Origin of the sequence: Ferrovibrio sp. (genome assembly GCF_965278975.1) — a bacterium.
Lineage (GTDB): Bacteria > Pseudomonadota > Alphaproteobacteria > Ferrovibrionales > Ferrovibrionaceae > Ferrovibrio.
In genome coordinates, this window is the sequence record NZ_OZ257126.1 from 113,201 (window position 1) to 127,252 (window position 14,052).

The following is a 14,052-nucleotide window of genomic DNA, read 5'->3' on the forward strand; positions in this document are numbered from 1 at the left end:
GGCTTAGGTCCTGCGCTGGCCGTTATCGGCGGCGGCCGCGATGGTGCGCGACAGCAGCTTGATCTCGGCCCGCATGTCATCCACCAGCTTGGCGCGGCCCTGGGCGGCATCGTCGAGCAGGCGGGTGAGCAGGATATCCATGTTGCGCAGATGCCCCCGGCTGGCGGCATCGAAGCCGCCGCTCTCGGTATTCTGCGCCAGCTTGGACAGGATCGGCTTCATCTCGATCTGGTGCTCGGTCAGCTTCAGCAGCAGGCCTTGTTCGGCGCGCATCTGCTCGGTGAGCAGGCTGAGCTTCTCATTGAGTTGCAGCAAGGCCGTGGAAGCGTTGCCGCGATTGTCTTCCGAACGCGCCAGGGTGCGTTGCAGATTGTCCAGGCTATCGGCGGTCTGTTCCAGCAGGGCCTGCACATAGGCCGGCACCGACTGGTCACCATCGGCCACGGCACCGCCGCCGACGCGGGTGAAGCCGGCAAGCCATTCCTCAAGGTCGTTATAGAAACGGTTCTGCGCCTGGCCCGCCTGCAAATCGAGGAAGCCGAGGATCAGCGAACCGGAAAGGCCGAGCATCGAGGAGGAGAAGGCCAGGCCCATGCCGGCCAGCGGTCGCTGCAAGCCGCCCTTCAGCTTGTCGAACAGCACGTTGATATTCTCTTCGCCGCCCAGCGACAGGCCTGAGATGGTGTCGGTCACGGAGCCAATCGTCTCAAGCAGGCCCCAGAAAGTGCCGAGCAGGCCGAGGAACACCATCAGGCCGATCAGGTAGCGCGATATGTCGCGTGCTTCATCGAGGCGCGAGCCGACGGAATCAAGCAGGGCACGGCTGGCAGCGGCGGAAACTTGGCCGCGCGGACCGCGGTTCTCCAGCATCTTGGCCAGCGGTGCCAGCAGGTTCGACGGCTTGCCGACATGCGGCACGGTGCTGGTTTGCTGCGATTTCTGCCAGGCGGCGAGCCAATCGGCCTCGCGGCCCAGCACGAAAACCTGGCGGAAGATGAACAGGATGCCGATCACCGCCACGGCGGCAATCAGGCCGTTGAGCGCCGGGTTGGCAAGGAAGGCACGCTGCAGCGGATCCTTCAACACAAAGACCACAGCGCCCACGGCAACAAGAAACAGCACCATGCGCACCAGGTAACGACCGGGTTTGGTCATGCCTTCACCTTATCCTGCGGCCCAACGAATATGGGAACCGCCTCTCTGCAGTATAATTGGAGCAGCGAATATGGCTTTTCCTGGGCGAAAAGCCGCTCGCCCCGCATCAATCAGCGCCCGACCGGCGCCACTTCAACGCGGTCCGGGGGAGAGTTGTCGCTGGGTGCGCCAAGCGCACGCACATCGATGCGCGTGGAACGGATGCCACGATCGATCAGGAAGCCGCGCACCGCCAGCGCACGGCTGAGCGAGAGGCGCCGCGCGCCACTGGCAGCATCGGCACCGCTGGCACTGGCATAGGCGCGAATCTGGATGCGGTCCTCGGTATTGGCAAGCGCACGGGCGAGCGCCTCAAGTGCGCCGCTGCCTTCGCCGGAAAGATCGCTCTTGCCAGCTTCGAAATTGAGGTTGACCTGACCGGCAGACGGTGCCGCGCTGGAAACCGGGGGCGGTGTCAGCAAGGCCGATTGCTGTGCCGCCGGGTTCGAGGCACGCGGCGCAGCAGGCGCTGGCGCGGCGGCGGCAGGAGCCTGGGCCACGGCGGCGGGAGCCGGCATCACCGGGGCAGGCGCGGCCGGAACAGGAGCAGCCGGAACAGGGACGGCAGGCGCCGCGGCGGAAGGCGGTGCGGGCAATTGCAGCGGACGACCAGAATTGGCTGGCGCCGCATCAGTTACCGGCGGCGGCAGGTTCACCACCACGGCAGGGGTCTGCGGCGCCGGGCTGGTGCCTTCGCCACGGCTGCCGCCGGTGCGGCGCGGCGTGGTCGCCACCTGGGCCGGTGCGGGTGTCGGGGTCTTCGCCACAGCGGGTGCGGCGGCGGGAGCAGAGGCTGTCTTGGCGGCGCGCGGCGGGCGCAGCTTCACACTGGCGGGAGCCGGACCGGAATCACCCAGCAGCGGCTTCAGCGCCGGGCCACCCAGCGCCGGCGAGCCGGGATCCTGGTTATTGGCGAAGCCGGGCAGCGGCGGACCCAGGCGGTCGAGCGCCTGCATGTTCACGATCACGCTGCCGCCGCCGACATAGGAGGTCTGGGCCGAGGCGCCATGCACAGCCGGCAGCGCCAGCGCCAGGCCAAGCGCCATGGCGGGAAGCGGATGCTGAAACAGCTTGATGGCCATCGGTGGGTCCCCCCGTTACGCGGTATGGCGCGAACGATAGCGGACCTTCCCCTCTAGCTCAACCCGGCAATAGGTCGTAAGCGAAACCAATTACGCCGGTTTATTGAGCAATTTCTGCAACGGGGTGTAGAGCGCATCATTGGCGGCGAGAATATCGCCCGACGCCATCATGGTATCGCCGCCCTTGAGGTCGGTGACCATGCCGCCCGCCTCGCGCACCAGCACGATGCCGGCGGCAATATCCCATACCGAAAGCCCGCGCTCCCAGAAGCCGTCATAGCGGCCGGCGGCGACATAGGCGAGGTCGAGCGCAGCGGCGCCCATGCGGCGGATACCGGCCACTTCCGGCATCACCCCGGCCATCTCGCGGCGGAATTGGGCATGGTCGCCACGGCCATGGAACGGGATGCCGGTGGCAATCACTGCCTCGGTCATCTTGCGGCGCACGGAAACGCGCAGGCGGCGCTCGTTGCAATAGGCGCCAGCGCCCTTCTCGGCCCAGAACAGTTCGTCGCGCACCACGTCCAGCACGATACCGGCGATCAGTTCGCCCTCGCGCTGCACGGCGATGGAAATGGCGAAATGCGGGATGGCATGCAGGAAATTGGTGGTGCCGTCCAGCGGGTCGATGACCCAGTAATTCTTGCCGTCCTTGGCTTCGACGCGGCCGCCCTCTTCCATGATGAAGCCGAAATCCGGGCGCAGCTTGGAAAGCTCGGCCTGCAGCACCTTCTCGGCCTTGCGGTCGGCGGCGGAAACGAAGTCGGCCGGGCCCTTGCGGCTGATCTGGAGATGCTCGACCTCGTTGAAATCGCGCAGCAGGCCGCGGGAGGCTTTGCGCGCAGAATTGGTCATCGCATTAATCAGGGCGGATCGCAGGGCCATGGCTTTCGTGCTCGGCGGTACTTCAGACGGGGGGCTGGCGGAAGGGGGCGGACCCTATCAGCCGGGCCGGTGCTTGGCAATTGCCTCATTGAAGGCCTTCACGGCCTTGGCCGGACCGCCCGGATAGCCCCAAACCCCGGCGGAAACCGCCAGAAAATCCGTCCCGGCGGCGACCAGCGGGGCGCAATTCTCCACCGTGATGCCACCAATGGCGACGCAGGGCACTTCCATCAGTTCGGACCACCAGGCCAGCAGGTCCGGCTCGGCCTGGAATTTCGGCTGCTTGGTCGTCGTGGGATAGAAGGCGCCGAAAGCGACATAATCGGCCCCGGCCTCGGCGGCTTCCATCGCCAAGTGGCGGGAATTGTGACAAGTGACGCCAATGATGCGGTCCGGTCCGAGCAGCCGGCGCGCTTCCTCATAGGATGCATCCTGCTGGCCGATATGCACGCCATCGGCGCCGAGCTTCACGGCCAGGTCCGGGCGGTCGTTGATCAGCAGCGCCACATCATGCTCATGGCAGAGCGGCAGAACCGCCTCGGCGGCGCGGCGGAAGGCATTGTCGGAAGCCGGCTGCTCGCCTTCCTTGAGGCGCAGTTGCAGGCAGGCGACATCACCGGCGCCCAACGCCGCCTTGAGCTGTTCCGCGAAAGCCGCCGGTTCGACAACCGACGGCGTGATCAGGTAGAGCCGCGCCGGCGGCTTGTCATTTGCTTTGCTCATGCCAGGAATCCCTTCAGCGCGTCGAGGGTTTCATCCGGCTTCTCGCTCATCATCAGATGGCCGCAATCGGCCAGCACATCGACGCGGGCTTGCGCGAACTTCTTGGCAAACGCCGCGCCGGAGCGGGCCGGCGTCATCATGTCGCGTGCCCCCGACAGCACCTGCACCGGGCATGTCACCTTGGCCGCTGCCGCATCACCCGCAGCATAGGCGTTGCAGATGCGGAAACCGGTGGCCAGCACCTTGCGCGGGGCATTGTCGGTGAGGCGGATCGAACCACCGAGAATCCAGCCGCCGGGATTGCGGTTGCCGCCAATATGACTCTTGCGGGCCAGCATCCAGTCGTTCATCAGTGCGATGGCCTTGAAGTCGCCGGCATCTGCCAAGGCCTGCAATTCAGGATTGACGCTCATCGGCAGCGCGAAGCCGAGCAGCGACAGCTTGCTCACGCGTTCCGGGAAACGCGCGGCGGCCTCCAGCGCGATCAGCGCGCCCATGGAATGGCCCACCAGGGCGGCCTGCTTCACCTTGGCGGCATCGAGCAGATGCGGCAGCCAGTCGGCTATCGCTTCGATGCTCTGCGGCATCTCGCCGCCGGAACGGCCATTGCCCGGCAGGTCGACCGCCAGCACCGACCAGCCGTGATAGGCGAACCAGCGCGTCTGCAGCGCCCAGGCAGTGTGGTCGCAGGCATTGCCATGGATGAACACCACGGTCGGCAAGGCCGGATCGAACACCTTGCCGCCGGTGGCGGCGAAAATCTTTGCGCCCTGAACGTCAAGCCACATTGCTACTGCCCTCTTACTCGGCGGCCTGCGCCGGCGCCGCCTTGGCGGCAGCCCGCAGGGCCTGGTTCAGATCGTCGATCAGGTCGCCGATATCCTCAAGGCCGACCGAGAGGCGCACCAGTTCCTCACCGATACCGGCGGCCTTGAGTTCTGCCGCCGACATCTGCTGATGCGTGGTGGAGGCCGGATGGATCACCAGCGACTTGGCATCGCCGACATTGGCGAGATGCGAGAACACCTGCAACGCCTCGATCAGCGCACGCCCTGCCGCACGCCCGCCCTTGACGCCGAAGCTGAACACCGCGCCACAGCCTTTCGGCAGCAGCTTTTTGGCCAGGTCATGGTCCTTGTGCTCGGGCAGTTCAGGATAGCTGACCCATTCGACGCCCTTGTGGCTTTTCAGGAACTGCACGATCTGGCGCGCATTCTCGACATGGCGGCTCATGCGCAGCGGCAATGTCTCCACGCCTTGCAGGATATGGAAGGCATTGGTGGGGCTGAGGCAGGCGCCAAAATCGCGCAGGCCCTCGGCACGGGCGCGCATGATGAAGGCGGCGGGGCCGAATTCCTCGGCGAAATCCAGGCCGTGATAGCCGGCATAGGGCTCGGTCAGGGTCGGGAACTTGCCCGAGGCTTCCCAGTCGAAACGGCCGGAATCGATCAGCGCACCGCCGATGGCGACGCCATGACCGCCGAGAAACTTGGTGGCGGAATGCATCACCAGATCGGCGCCATGCTCGAAGCCCTTGAACAGATACGGCGTGGCGAAGGTGCAATCGAGCATCAGCGGCAGGCCGGCTTCATGGGCGATCTCGGCCCAGGCCGGCACATCCAGCACTTCCAGGCCGGGATTGCCGAGGATTTCACCGAAGACCAGCCGCGTCTCCGGCTTGATCGCGGCCTTCACCGCCGCATGGTCGCGCGGATCGACGAAGGTGGTGGTGATGCCAAAACGCGGCAGGGTATGGACCAGGATATTGTAGCTGCCGCCATAGATGTTGCGGCTGGCGACAATATGCGCCCCCTGCCCCATCAGCGTGGCAATGGCGAGGTGCAAGGCCGCTTGACCAGACGCAGTGCAGACCGCGCCGACGCCGCCTTCCAGCGCCGCCAGACGTTCTTCCAGCACCGCTACCGTGGGGTTGGAGATGCGCGAATAGATGTGGCCGGCGCGCTCCAGGTTGAACAAGGCGGCGGCATGGTCGGCATCGTGGAAAACATAGGACGTGGTCTGATAGATCGGCAGCGCCCGCGCGCCGGTGGTGGGATCGGGCTGCTGGCCGGCATGCAGGCTCAGCGTATCGAATTTGAGAAATTTCGGCTCCATCGGGCGCTCTCCCCTGACCAAATCGGCCTGAACAAACTGGCGCGACAATACCGGCTTCGCGGCAAAATACGAGGGCGGCAAAAACGCAAAAAAATAGGCCGCCCCAATTCCGGGACGGCCCTGTGAATTGCCTCAACCTCAACTGTTAACGATTAACGCACCGCCTACGGACGGAGTCAAGCAGTTGTAACGGAATGTAACGGAGGGGACGCGAAGCCACGGCCAATGCCATGTCGCGGGAAAGACCGTGTCGCGCGGAAAAAAACGACCGCCGAAGTTGGGACATACAGGCCGGCGGCCGTTTTAGTCCAACAGGGAGGAAACACGATACGATACTGCTTCCCTTATAACCTGGAAGGTTTAAGGAAAGGTGAAGTGCGGAACCGTTTCCGGAGCGGTTTTCCGCGAGCATGATTCAGGTAAGGTGGGGCATGGCCGAACGGGGCGACATAGCGGCTCTGCCGAATTCCGACCGTCTGCTGGAAGCAGCGCTGGCATGTTTCCGCCAGCTCGGGACCCAGAAAGCACGGGTGGAGGATATTGCCGCCGCCGCCGGCATGGCCCGCACCGCGCTTTACCGTTTCTATCCCAGCAAACGTGCCATCCTCGCCGCGCTGGCCGCCCGCACCCTGCAGGGCGACGAAGCACGGCTGGCGGAACTGGCGCGCGACCGCGACCGCAGCCCGGCGGCGCGGCTGAAAGCCCTGCTGCTGGCGGAAGCCGAATGTCTGCGCCTGCTGCTGGCCGACCGCGTGCTGGCCGAGGTGCTCGGCGCCGCCATGCAGGATAGCGGCGATGTGTGGGAGCAGCATCGCCGGGGCCTGCGCGCGCTCTATGCCGGCGTGATCCGCGATGGCCAGCGCGCCGGCCGCTTCCGCTCGGGCAATTCGGAAGCCCTGGCGCAGACGGTGGAGGATATGAGCCATCCGCTGCATGATCCGCGCATCCTGCTGGAATCCGGCCCGCGCGAAATGGCCCTGGCCTCGGCTGCCGCCGACTGGCTGGAAAAGCGCGCGCGCTAGATAATCTAGTTCTTGAAGAAGCTGGAGGCTGAACCGCGCGCGGCCTGCTTCTTGGTGATCACGGCACGGATGCGGTCGATCTCGGCCTTCAACTCCTCGATCCGCTCCTCGAGATCAGCAACCGACATGGCATCGTATTGCGGCGACAGCGGCGCCTTGTTGCGTGCCTCATCCCAATCCATCGCCGCCTCCCGGTCATTCCCACTTTACTATCGGCCGCCCAGGCACAACCTTGCCGCCAGGGCCGCCAGAGGCTACATCAATCCGCATCGATCAGGGAGAGAGATATGCTGCCCCAGGACATGACCGCCATCGAGATCACCCAGCCCGGCGGGCCCGAGGTGCTGAAACCCGGCCGCCGCCCGGTGCCGCGGCCGGAATCCGGCGAAGTCCTGATCAAGGTTGCCGCCGCCGGCGTGAACCGGCCCGACCTGATGCAGCGCGCCGGCATGTATCCGCCGCCGCCCGGCGCACCGGATATTCCGGGCCTGGAAGTGGCGGGCGAGATTGTCGCGCTCGGTGCCCCCCCGGGAACTGGTGAGACGCGCTGGAAAATCGGCGACAAGGTGACCGCCCTGGTGGCCGGCGGCGGCTATGCCGAATACTGCACCGCGCCGGCCGTGCAATGCCTGCCAATCCCGGCGGGCCTGAGCCTGGAAGAAGCCGCCGCGCTGCCGGAGAACTGGTTCACGGTGTGGAGCAACATCGCCGACCGTGGCGGTCTTGCCGCCGGCGAGAGCATCCTGATCCATGGCGGCGCTTCCGGCATCGGCGTGGCGGCGATCCAGCTTTCCCGCCTGCTCGGCGCCGGCCGCATCTTCGCCACCGCCGGCACCGATGCGAAATGCCGCTTCGTGGAGCAGCTCGGCGCCGCGCGCGGCATCAACTACAAGACCGAGGATTTCGCCGAAGCGATCAAGCAGGAAACCGCCGGCCAGGGCGTCAATGTGATCCTCGACATGGTTGGCGGCATCTACCTGCCGCGCAACATCAAATGCCTGGCCGACGAGGGCCGGCTGGTGATCATCGCGCTGCAGGGCGGCGCGAAGGGCGAAGGCGACCTGAGCCTGGTGATGCGCCGCCGCCTGACCGTCACCGGCTCGACGCTCAGGCCCCGCCCGGTGGCCTTCAAGGGCGCCATCGCCGCTGCCCTGGAGGCGAAAATCTGGCCCGGCCTGGCGGCAGGCACGATCAAGCCGATCATCGACTCCCGCTTCCCGCTCGCTGAGGCCGCGGCCGCCCATGCCCGCCTGGATGCCGGTGACCATATCGGGAAAGTTTTGCTAACTCTTTGACCATAAAAGCGTAAACTAGGCCGCCCGGCGGTTGCGCCGGGCGTCGGCTTGGGTATAGTTGGCGCCGATTTCCGGACACTCCCAGCTGGTGTGGCCCGGGGCGGTCCCGGAAGGGCTGCCCGGCGAAGCTCCCCCGGCTGTCTGGTCCATACCGGCTTATGCCACGGCTGCTGCCTGCTGGCTTATGAAGGATGCGTATCATGGCCCTACCGTTGATGCCCAAAGCCACTGCTGTATGGCTGATCGACAACACCAAGCTGACCTTTGACCAGATTGCCTATTTCTGCGGCCTGCATCCGCTGGAAGTGAAGGGCATCGCCGATGGCGAAGTGGCGGTCGGCATTGTCGGCCAGGATCCGATTGCCAACAATCAGCTCACCCCGGAAGAGATCGCACGCTGCGAAGCCAATCCGGCGGCGAACCTGAAGCTGCTGGAACCGACCGTGCCGCTGGCGCGCCAGAAGACCAAGGGCGCGCGCTACACGCCGCTGTCCAAGCGCCAGGACCGCCCCGATGCCATCGCCTGGCTACTGAAGTATCACCCGGAAGTGGGTGACGCGCAGGTGCAGAAGCTGCTCGGCACCACCAAGGCGACGATTGACTCCGTGCGTTCGCGCACGCATTGGAACGCGCCCAATATCAAGCCGCGCGATCCGGTCAGCCTCGGCATCTGCAGCCAGTCGGAACTCGACCGCGTGCTGCTGCTGACGGCCAAGCGCCGCGACAACAAGGAAAAGCGCGAAGCCCGCGAGCGCGCCCGCGCCGACCGCGAAGCCAATGCGCCGGCTGCCGCCGAACCGCTGCCGGAAGTCGATGGCAGCGAAGACGCCGCATAAGGCATAACGATACGCTGCGGCGCCGGACTGGCGCCGCGGCACTTATTGCAGCCATACAATCGAACGCTGGCCGAACCACGGCACATTCGCTACCGTCGCGCAAAATCAGCGAGGCGGACATGCGGGTAGATCGACTGGCGGCATTTTCCGATGGCGAGACCGGCGGCAATCCCGCCGGCGTGATGATCGCTGACGCCCTGCCCTCTGCCGCCGAAATGCAGGCCATCGCCGCCGAGATCGGCTATTCCGAAACCGCGTTTGCAGCCCCACTCGGTGGCAATCACTGGCGCGTGCGCTATTTCGCGCCCGGCATGGAAGTACCGTTCTGCGGCCATGCCACGATTGCGCTCGGCGCCGCGCTGGCGCTGCAATTCGGCGACGGCGAATTCGCCCTGACGCTGAACGATGCCGCCATCACCGTGACCGGCCGGCGTGACGGCAGCACCATTGCCGCCGCGCTGCAATCGCCGCCAACCAGCAGCACAGCGGCGGAACCGGGACTGGTGGCCGACATGCTGACGCTGTTCGGCTACACGCAAGCCGATCTCGACCAGCGCATCCCGCCTGCCATCGCCGATGCCGGCGCGCGGCATCTGGTGCTGGCGCTGAACAGCCGCGCCGCACTGGCCGCCATGCGCTATGACTTCGATACTGGCCGCGCCCTGATGCAGGCCGCCGGCCTGGTGACAATCATTCTCATCTACGCCGAGACGGCACAGCTTTTCCACACGCGTAATCCATTTGCCGCCGGCGGCGTCTACGAAGATCCGGCAACCGGCGCGGCAACGGCGGCCCTGGCCGGCTATCTGCGCGCAATCGGCTGGCCGCATGCTGGCATGATCAACATCGTGCAGGGCGAGGATATGGGCATGCGTTCCCGCCTCAGGGCCGAAATCCCGCCGACACACGGCACATCGATCCGCGTTTCCGGCACCGCGCGCATGTTGCCGCCTGAATAACAGGCTGCCCGCATATCAGGCTGGCTCCGTGCAGGGCTTTCGGCTAGCATCCGTGACAGTATAACAACAGGGACATCGGGGGATGTTGGTATTCATTATCCGGCGCCTGCTACAGGCGGCGCTGGTCGTGGCGGTTATGTCGGTGCTGGTGTTCGGCGGCATCTATCTGCTCGGCGATCCGCTGGCAGTGCTGGCAAGCCCCGAAGCCACCGAAATCGACCGCGAGCAGATCGCCAAGGCGCTGGGCCTCGATCAGCCGGTCTGGGTGCAATATATGCGCTTTGTCGGCTCGGCCTTCTCCGGCGAATTCGGCAAATCCTTCGTCTATGGCCAGCCGGCCATGAGCCTGATCCTTGAGCGCATGCCGGCAACCCTGGAACTCGCCATCACCGCCACCATCATGGCCGTGGTGATCGGCCTGCCGCTCGGCGTCTATGCCGGCCTGCGGCATGACAGTTTCGGCGCCCGCGCCATCATGGCCGGTTCGATCCTGGGCTTCAGCCTGCCGAATTTCTGGGTCGGCCTGATGCTGATCATGATCTTCGCGGTGCAGCTTGGCCTGATGCCGGCTTCGGGTCGTGGCCCCACGGTGGAAGTACTCGGCCTGCATCTGAGCGTGCTGAGCCTGAAAGGCTGGCACCATATCCTGCTGCCCGCCGTTACCCTGGCACTCTCCAAATGCGCCCTTATCGTGCGTCTGGCACGCGCCACCGCGCGCGAAGTGATGCTGATGGATTATGTGAAATTCGCCCGCGCCAAGGGCCTGGATGAGCGCCGCGTCATCGGCGTGCATATCCTGAAGAATATCCTGGTGCCGGTCGTCACCGTCACCGGCCTGGAACTCGGCGCGCTGATTGCCTTCGCGGTGATCACCGAGACCATCTTCTCCTGGCCCGGCATGGGCAAGCTGCTGATCGATTCTATCAACCAGCTCGACCGCCCGGTGATCGTCGCCTACCTGATCATCGTGGTGTTCCTGCTGGTGGTGATCAATCTGGTGGTCGATATCCTCTATACCGTGCTCGATCCGCGCGTGCGGCTGGGAGGTGCCAAGTGACCGACGCCGCCCTCCCTGCCGTCGTGAAGCCGGTGGCGGCGCAGACGCCGCTGCAACGCATCGTCTCCGAATTCGCCGAAAGCAAGCTGGCCCTGTTCGGCCTGGCGCTGTTCGTGCTGGCCATCACCGCCGCCCTGCTGGCGCCCTGGCTGTCGCCGCAGAACCCCTATGATCTCGCCAAGCTAGACATCATGGATTCCCGTCTGCCGCCCGGCGCGCTTGCGGGTGACGGCTTCGTGTTCCTGCTTGGCTCCGATGGCCAGGGGCGCGACATGCTTTCCGCCATGCTGCATGGCCTGCGCATCAGCCTGTTCGTCGGCGTGGTGGCGGTATCCTGCGCGCTGGCGATCGGCGCCGCCGCCGGCCTGGCTGCGGCCTATTTCGGCGGCGGCGTTGAATCGCTGATCATGCGCATCGTCGATATCCAGCTTTCCTTCCCCGCCATCCTGGTGGCACTGATCCTGCTGGCGGTGCTGGGCAATGGCGTCGACAAGGTGATCATGGCGCTGGTGGCGGTGCAATGGGCGTATTTCGCCCGCGCCGCGCGTGGCGCAGCGTTGGTCGAGCGCAACAAGGAATATGTCGAAGCCGCGCGCTGTCTCGGCCTCAAGCAGAGCCGCATCCTGTGGCGCCACCTGCTGCCGAACTGCCTGCCGCCGCTGATCGTGATTGCCACCATCGATATCGCGCGCGCCATCACCCTGGAAGCCACGCTCAGCTTCCTCGGCCTCGGCGTGCCGGTGACCGAGCCTTCGCTCGGCATGCTGATCGCCAATGGCTTCGACTACCTGCTGTCCGGCGTCTACTGGATTTCCATGTTCCCGGGCATGGCGCTCACCGTGGTGATCGTTGCCATCAACCTCGTGGGCGACCAGCTCCGCGATGTGCTCAATCCCCGTTTGAAGCGCTGATCCATGACGCCCACGCTCAAGGTCGAGAATCTGGAGACCCATTTCCCGACGCGCGATGGCATCGTGCGCGCGGTGGATGGTGTCAGTTTTGAAGTGGCCCCCGGCGAAATCCTGGGACTGGTGGGAGAAAGCGGTTCGGGCAAAAGCATCACCGGCTTTTCCATCCTGGGCCTGCTGGATCCGCCCGGCCATATCGCCAATGGCCGTGTGCTGTTCAAGGGCGAGGATATTGCCCAGGCCAAGCCGGCGCGGCTGCGCCAGCTGCGCGGCAAAAGCATCGCCATGATCTTCCAGGATCCGATGATGACGCTCAACCCGGTGCTGCGTGTCGATACGCAGATGATCGAGGGCGTATTGGCGCATGAGAAGATCAGCGAAGCCGCCGCCCGCGCCCGCTGCATCGAGACGCTGAAGGCGGTCGGCATCGCCGCGCCCGAGGATCGCCTGCAAGCCTATCCGCACCAGCTTTCCGGCGGCATGCGCCAGCGTATCGCCATCGCCATCGCGCTGCTGAACAAGCCCGAGCTGATCATCGCCGACGAGCCGACCACGGCGCTTGACGTGACCATCCAGGGCCAGATCCTCTATGAAGTGCGCAAGCTCTGCCGCGATACCGGCACGGCGCTGATCTGGATCACGCATGACCTTTCCGTCGTTGCCGGCCTGGCCGACCGCGTGATGGTGATGTATGCCGGCCGCATCGTTGAAACCGGCAGTGTTGCCGCCGTGATCGAAAGCCCGCGCCACCCTTATACCGCCGGCCTGATCGGCTCGGTGCCGGGCGCGCATGGTAATACCGGCCAGCGCGGCAAGCGGCTGTTCCAGATTCCGGGCATGACGCCGCCGCTGCTGAACCTGCCGCCGGGCTGCCGCTTCAAGACGCGCTGCGCCCATGCCGATGCCGCCTGCGAGGCGATACCGGACCTGCTGCCCCTGGCGCCGGGGCATGACGTGCGTTGCTGGCATCCGCTGAAAGGAGCGGCATGATGGCGATGCTCGAACTCAAGGACATTTCCAAGCGCTTCGTGTGGAAGCTGGATTTCGCCGCCAAGCTCGCCAACCTGCTTGGTGCCGGCCTTAAAGAACGCGCGGTGCATGCGGTCGACAGCGTGTCGCTGCAAATCCAGCAGGGCGAAGTGGTTGGCCTGGTGGGCGAAAGCGGCTGCGGCAAGAGCACGCTGGGCCGCATCGTTGCCGGCATCATGGAACAGAGTGACGGCCAGATCAGCTTCGAGGGCAAAGACCTCGCCGCCATGACTCCGGCCGAGCACAAGGCCTATCAGCTCGCCGTGCAGATGATCTTCCAGGATCCCTATGCCTCGCTCAATCCGCGCATGCGGGTGGAGGACATCATCGGCGAGGCGCCACTGGCCCATGGCCTGATCACAAGGGCACAGTTCGATTCCTATGTGGAGGAAATGCTGCTCCAGGTCGGCCTCGACCCGCGCTACAAGAAGCGTTTCCCGCACCAGTTCTCCGGCGGCCAGCGCCAGCGCATCGGCATTGCCCGTGCCCTGGCCGTGAAGCCGCGCTTCATCGTCTGCGACGAAGCCGTGGCGGCGCTAGACGTGTCGATCCAGGCCCAGGTGCTGAACCTGTTCATGGACCTGCGCGAGCGGCTGAACCTGACCTACCTGTTCATCAGCCATAACCTGGCCGTGGTGGAGCATCTCTCCGACCGCGTGGTGATCATGTATCTGGGCCGTGTGGTGGAAAGCGCGCCGACCGAAACGCTGTTCAAGGCCGCTAACCACCCCTACACCCAGGCGCTGCTGGCGGAAGCCCCGAAGCTGGAAGCAAAGCGGCGCGACTACATGCCGATCAGCGGCGAAATTCCTTCGCCGCTGGAGCCGCCGAGCGGCTGCCACTTCCATCCACGCTGCCCGCAGGCCATGGCCCGCTGCAAGACGGAGAAGCCGGCCCTGCGCGAAATTGCGCCGGGCCATATCTCCGCCTGCCATCTCAACGGCTAG

Annotated in this window: 15 protein-coding genes; 8 read left to right on the forward strand and 7 right to left on the reverse strand. The window is 65.4% G+C overall.

Features of this window, described 5'->3' with window-relative positions; genetic code table 11:
- Positions 1–3: 3 nt before the first annotated feature.
- The 6 genes from ACQY7X_RS00580 to ACQY7X_RS00605 all read right to left on the reverse strand — a co-directional run bounded on the left by ACQY7X_RS00580 (position 4) and on the right by ACQY7X_RS00605 (position 5,999).
- Positions 4–1,155 carry a flagellar motor protein MotA gene (locus ACQY7X_RS00580; protein ID WP_428247893.1) on the reverse strand — a complete coding sequence of 384 codons (1,152 nt, stop codon included), beginning with the start codon at positions 1,153–1,155 and terminating at the stop codon, positions 4–6.
- A 110-nt stretch (positions 1,156–1,265) separates the two neighbouring features.
- Positions 1,266–2,276, reverse strand: coding sequence for an OmpA family protein (locus tag ACQY7X_RS00585; RefSeq protein WP_428247894.1), 1,011 nt, complete (start codon positions 2,274–2,276; stop codon positions 1,266–1,268).
- Positions 2,277–2,366: 90 nt separating this feature from the next.
- Positions 2,367–3,161, reverse strand: a complete 795-nt coding sequence (locus tag ACQY7X_RS00590; protein ID WP_428247895.1) for an inositol monophosphatase family protein — start codon at positions 3,159–3,161, stop codon at positions 2,367–2,369.
- A 57-nt stretch (positions 3,162–3,218) separates the two neighbouring features.
- Positions 3,219–3,884, reverse strand: coding sequence for a thiamine phosphate synthase (gene thiE / locus ACQY7X_RS00595; RefSeq protein WP_428247896.1), 666 nt, complete (start codon positions 3,882–3,884; stop codon positions 3,219–3,221).
- The gene (locus ACQY7X_RS00600; protein WP_428247897.1) at positions 3,881–4,672 is read right to left on the reverse strand and encodes an alpha/beta fold hydrolase; all 792 of its coding nucleotides are present in this window, start codon (positions 4,670–4,672) and stop codon (positions 3,881–3,883) included. Before ACQY7X_RS00600 ends, thiE begins: the two co-directional genes overlap by 4 nt.
- Positions 4,673–4,685: 13 nt before the next feature.
- A complete protein-coding gene (locus ACQY7X_RS00605; protein WP_428247898.1) occupies positions 4,686–5,999 on the reverse strand; it encodes an O-acetylhomoserine aminocarboxypropyltransferase in 1,314 nt (437 codons plus the stop codon).
- 410 nt (positions 6,000–6,409) lie between these two features.
- Here ACQY7X_RS00605 and ACQY7X_RS00610 point away from each other — a divergent pair, with 410 nt between their 5' ends.
- Positions 6,410–7,021 carry a TetR family transcriptional regulator gene (locus ACQY7X_RS00610; protein ID WP_428247899.1) on the forward strand — a complete coding sequence of 204 codons (612 nt, stop codon included), beginning with the start codon at positions 6,410–6,412 and terminating at the stop codon, positions 7,019–7,021.
- A gap of 5 nt (positions 7,022–7,026) precedes the next feature.
- On the opposite strand, the gene ACQY7X_RS00615 is transcribed toward ACQY7X_RS00610, so the two are convergent.
- Positions 7,027–7,203 carry a DUF1192 domain-containing protein gene (locus ACQY7X_RS00615; protein ID WP_428247900.1) on the reverse strand — a complete coding sequence of 59 codons (177 nt, stop codon included), beginning with the start codon at positions 7,201–7,203 and terminating at the stop codon, positions 7,027–7,029.
- Positions 7,204–7,308: 105 nt separating this feature from the next.
- On the opposite strand from ACQY7X_RS00615, the gene ACQY7X_RS00620 reads away from it, so the two are divergent.
- From ACQY7X_RS00620 to ACQY7X_RS00650, 7 genes are all read left to right on the forward strand, one after another.
- A complete protein-coding gene (locus ACQY7X_RS00620; RefSeq protein WP_428247901.1) occupies positions 7,309–8,316 on the forward strand; it encodes an NAD(P)H-quinone oxidoreductase in 1,008 nt (335 codons plus the stop codon).
- Positions 8,317–8,516: 200 nt separating this feature from the next.
- Positions 8,517–9,152: a DUF1013 domain-containing protein gene (locus ACQY7X_RS00625; protein WP_428247902.1), complete on the forward strand. Its 636-nt coding sequence runs from the start codon at positions 8,517–8,519 to the stop codon at positions 9,150–9,152.
- A 119-nt stretch (positions 9,153–9,271) separates the two neighbouring features.
- Positions 9,272–10,111, forward strand: coding sequence for a PhzF family phenazine biosynthesis protein (locus tag ACQY7X_RS00630; RefSeq protein WP_428247903.1), 840 nt, complete (start codon positions 9,272–9,274; stop codon positions 10,109–10,111).
- An 82-nt stretch (positions 10,112–10,193) separates the two neighbouring features.
- On the forward strand, positions 10,194–11,168 hold the full coding sequence (locus tag ACQY7X_RS00635) for an ABC transporter permease (RefSeq protein WP_428247904.1): 975 nt from the start codon (positions 10,194–10,196) through the stop codon (positions 11,166–11,168).
- Positions 11,165–12,079: an ABC transporter permease gene (locus ACQY7X_RS00640; RefSeq protein ID WP_428247905.1), complete on the forward strand. Its 915-nt coding sequence runs from the start codon at positions 11,165–11,167 to the stop codon at positions 12,077–12,079. The genes ACQY7X_RS00635 and ACQY7X_RS00640 overlap by 4 nt, the downstream gene beginning before the upstream one ends.
- Before the next feature lie 3 nt (positions 12,080–12,082).
- A complete protein-coding gene (locus ACQY7X_RS00645) occupies positions 12,083–13,066 on the forward strand; it encodes an ABC transporter ATP-binding protein (RefSeq protein WP_428247906.1) in 984 nt (327 codons plus the stop codon).
- A complete protein-coding gene (locus tag ACQY7X_RS00650) occupies positions 13,066–14,052 on the forward strand; it encodes an ABC transporter ATP-binding protein (protein ID WP_428247907.1) in 987 nt (328 codons plus the stop codon). Before ACQY7X_RS00645 ends, ACQY7X_RS00650 begins: the two co-directional genes overlap by 1 nt.

Excerpts from the sequence above, each read along its gene's own strand:
- ACQY7X_RS00580 (WP_428247893.1), bottom strand. The coding sequence starts at position 1,155 with ATGACCAAACCCGGTCGTTACCTGGTGCGCATGGTGCTGTTTCTTGTT.
- ACQY7X_RS00585 (WP_428247894.1), bottom strand. The coding sequence starts at position 2,276 with ATGGCCATCAAGCTGTTTCAGCATCCGCTTCCCGCCATGGCGCTTGGC.
- ACQY7X_RS00590 (WP_428247895.1), bottom strand. The coding sequence starts at position 3,161 with ATGGCCCTGCGATCCGCCCTGATTAATGCGATGACCAATTCTGCGCGC.
- thiE (WP_428247896.1), bottom strand. The coding sequence starts at position 3,884 with ATGAGCAAAGCAAATGACAAGCCGCCGGCGCGGCTCTACCTGATCACG.
- ACQY7X_RS00600 (WP_428247897.1), bottom strand. The coding sequence starts at position 4,672 with ATGTGGCTTGACGTTCAGGGCGCAAAGATTTTCGCCGCCACCGGCGGC.
- ACQY7X_RS00605 (WP_428247898.1), bottom strand. The coding sequence starts at position 5,999 with ATGGAGCCGAAATTTCTCAAATTCGATACGCTGAGCCTGCATGCCGGC.
- ACQY7X_RS00610 (WP_428247899.1), top strand. The coding sequence starts at position 6,410 with ATGATTCAGGTAAGGTGGGGCATGGCCGAACGGGGCGACATAGCGGCT.
- ACQY7X_RS00615 (WP_428247900.1), bottom strand. The coding sequence starts at position 7,203 with ATGGATTGGGATGAGGCACGCAACAAGGCGCCGCTGTCGCCGCAATAC.
- ACQY7X_RS00620 (WP_428247901.1), top strand. The coding sequence starts at position 7,309 with ATGCTGCCCCAGGACATGACCGCCATCGAGATCACCCAGCCCGGCGGG.
- ACQY7X_RS00625 (WP_428247902.1), top strand. The coding sequence starts at position 8,517 with ATGGCCCTACCGTTGATGCCCAAAGCCACTGCTGTATGGCTGATCGAC.
- ACQY7X_RS00630 (WP_428247903.1), top strand. The coding sequence starts at position 9,272 with ATGCGGGTAGATCGACTGGCGGCATTTTCCGATGGCGAGACCGGCGGC.
- ACQY7X_RS00635 (WP_428247904.1), top strand. The coding sequence starts at position 10,194 with ATGTTGGTATTCATTATCCGGCGCCTGCTACAGGCGGCGCTGGTCGTG.
- ACQY7X_RS00645 (WP_428247906.1), top strand. The coding sequence starts at position 12,083 with ATGACGCCCACGCTCAAGGTCGAGAATCTGGAGACCCATTTCCCGACG.
- ACQY7X_RS00650 (WP_428247907.1), top strand. The coding sequence starts at position 13,066 with ATGGCGATGCTCGAACTCAAGGACATTTCCAAGCGCTTCGTGTGGAAG.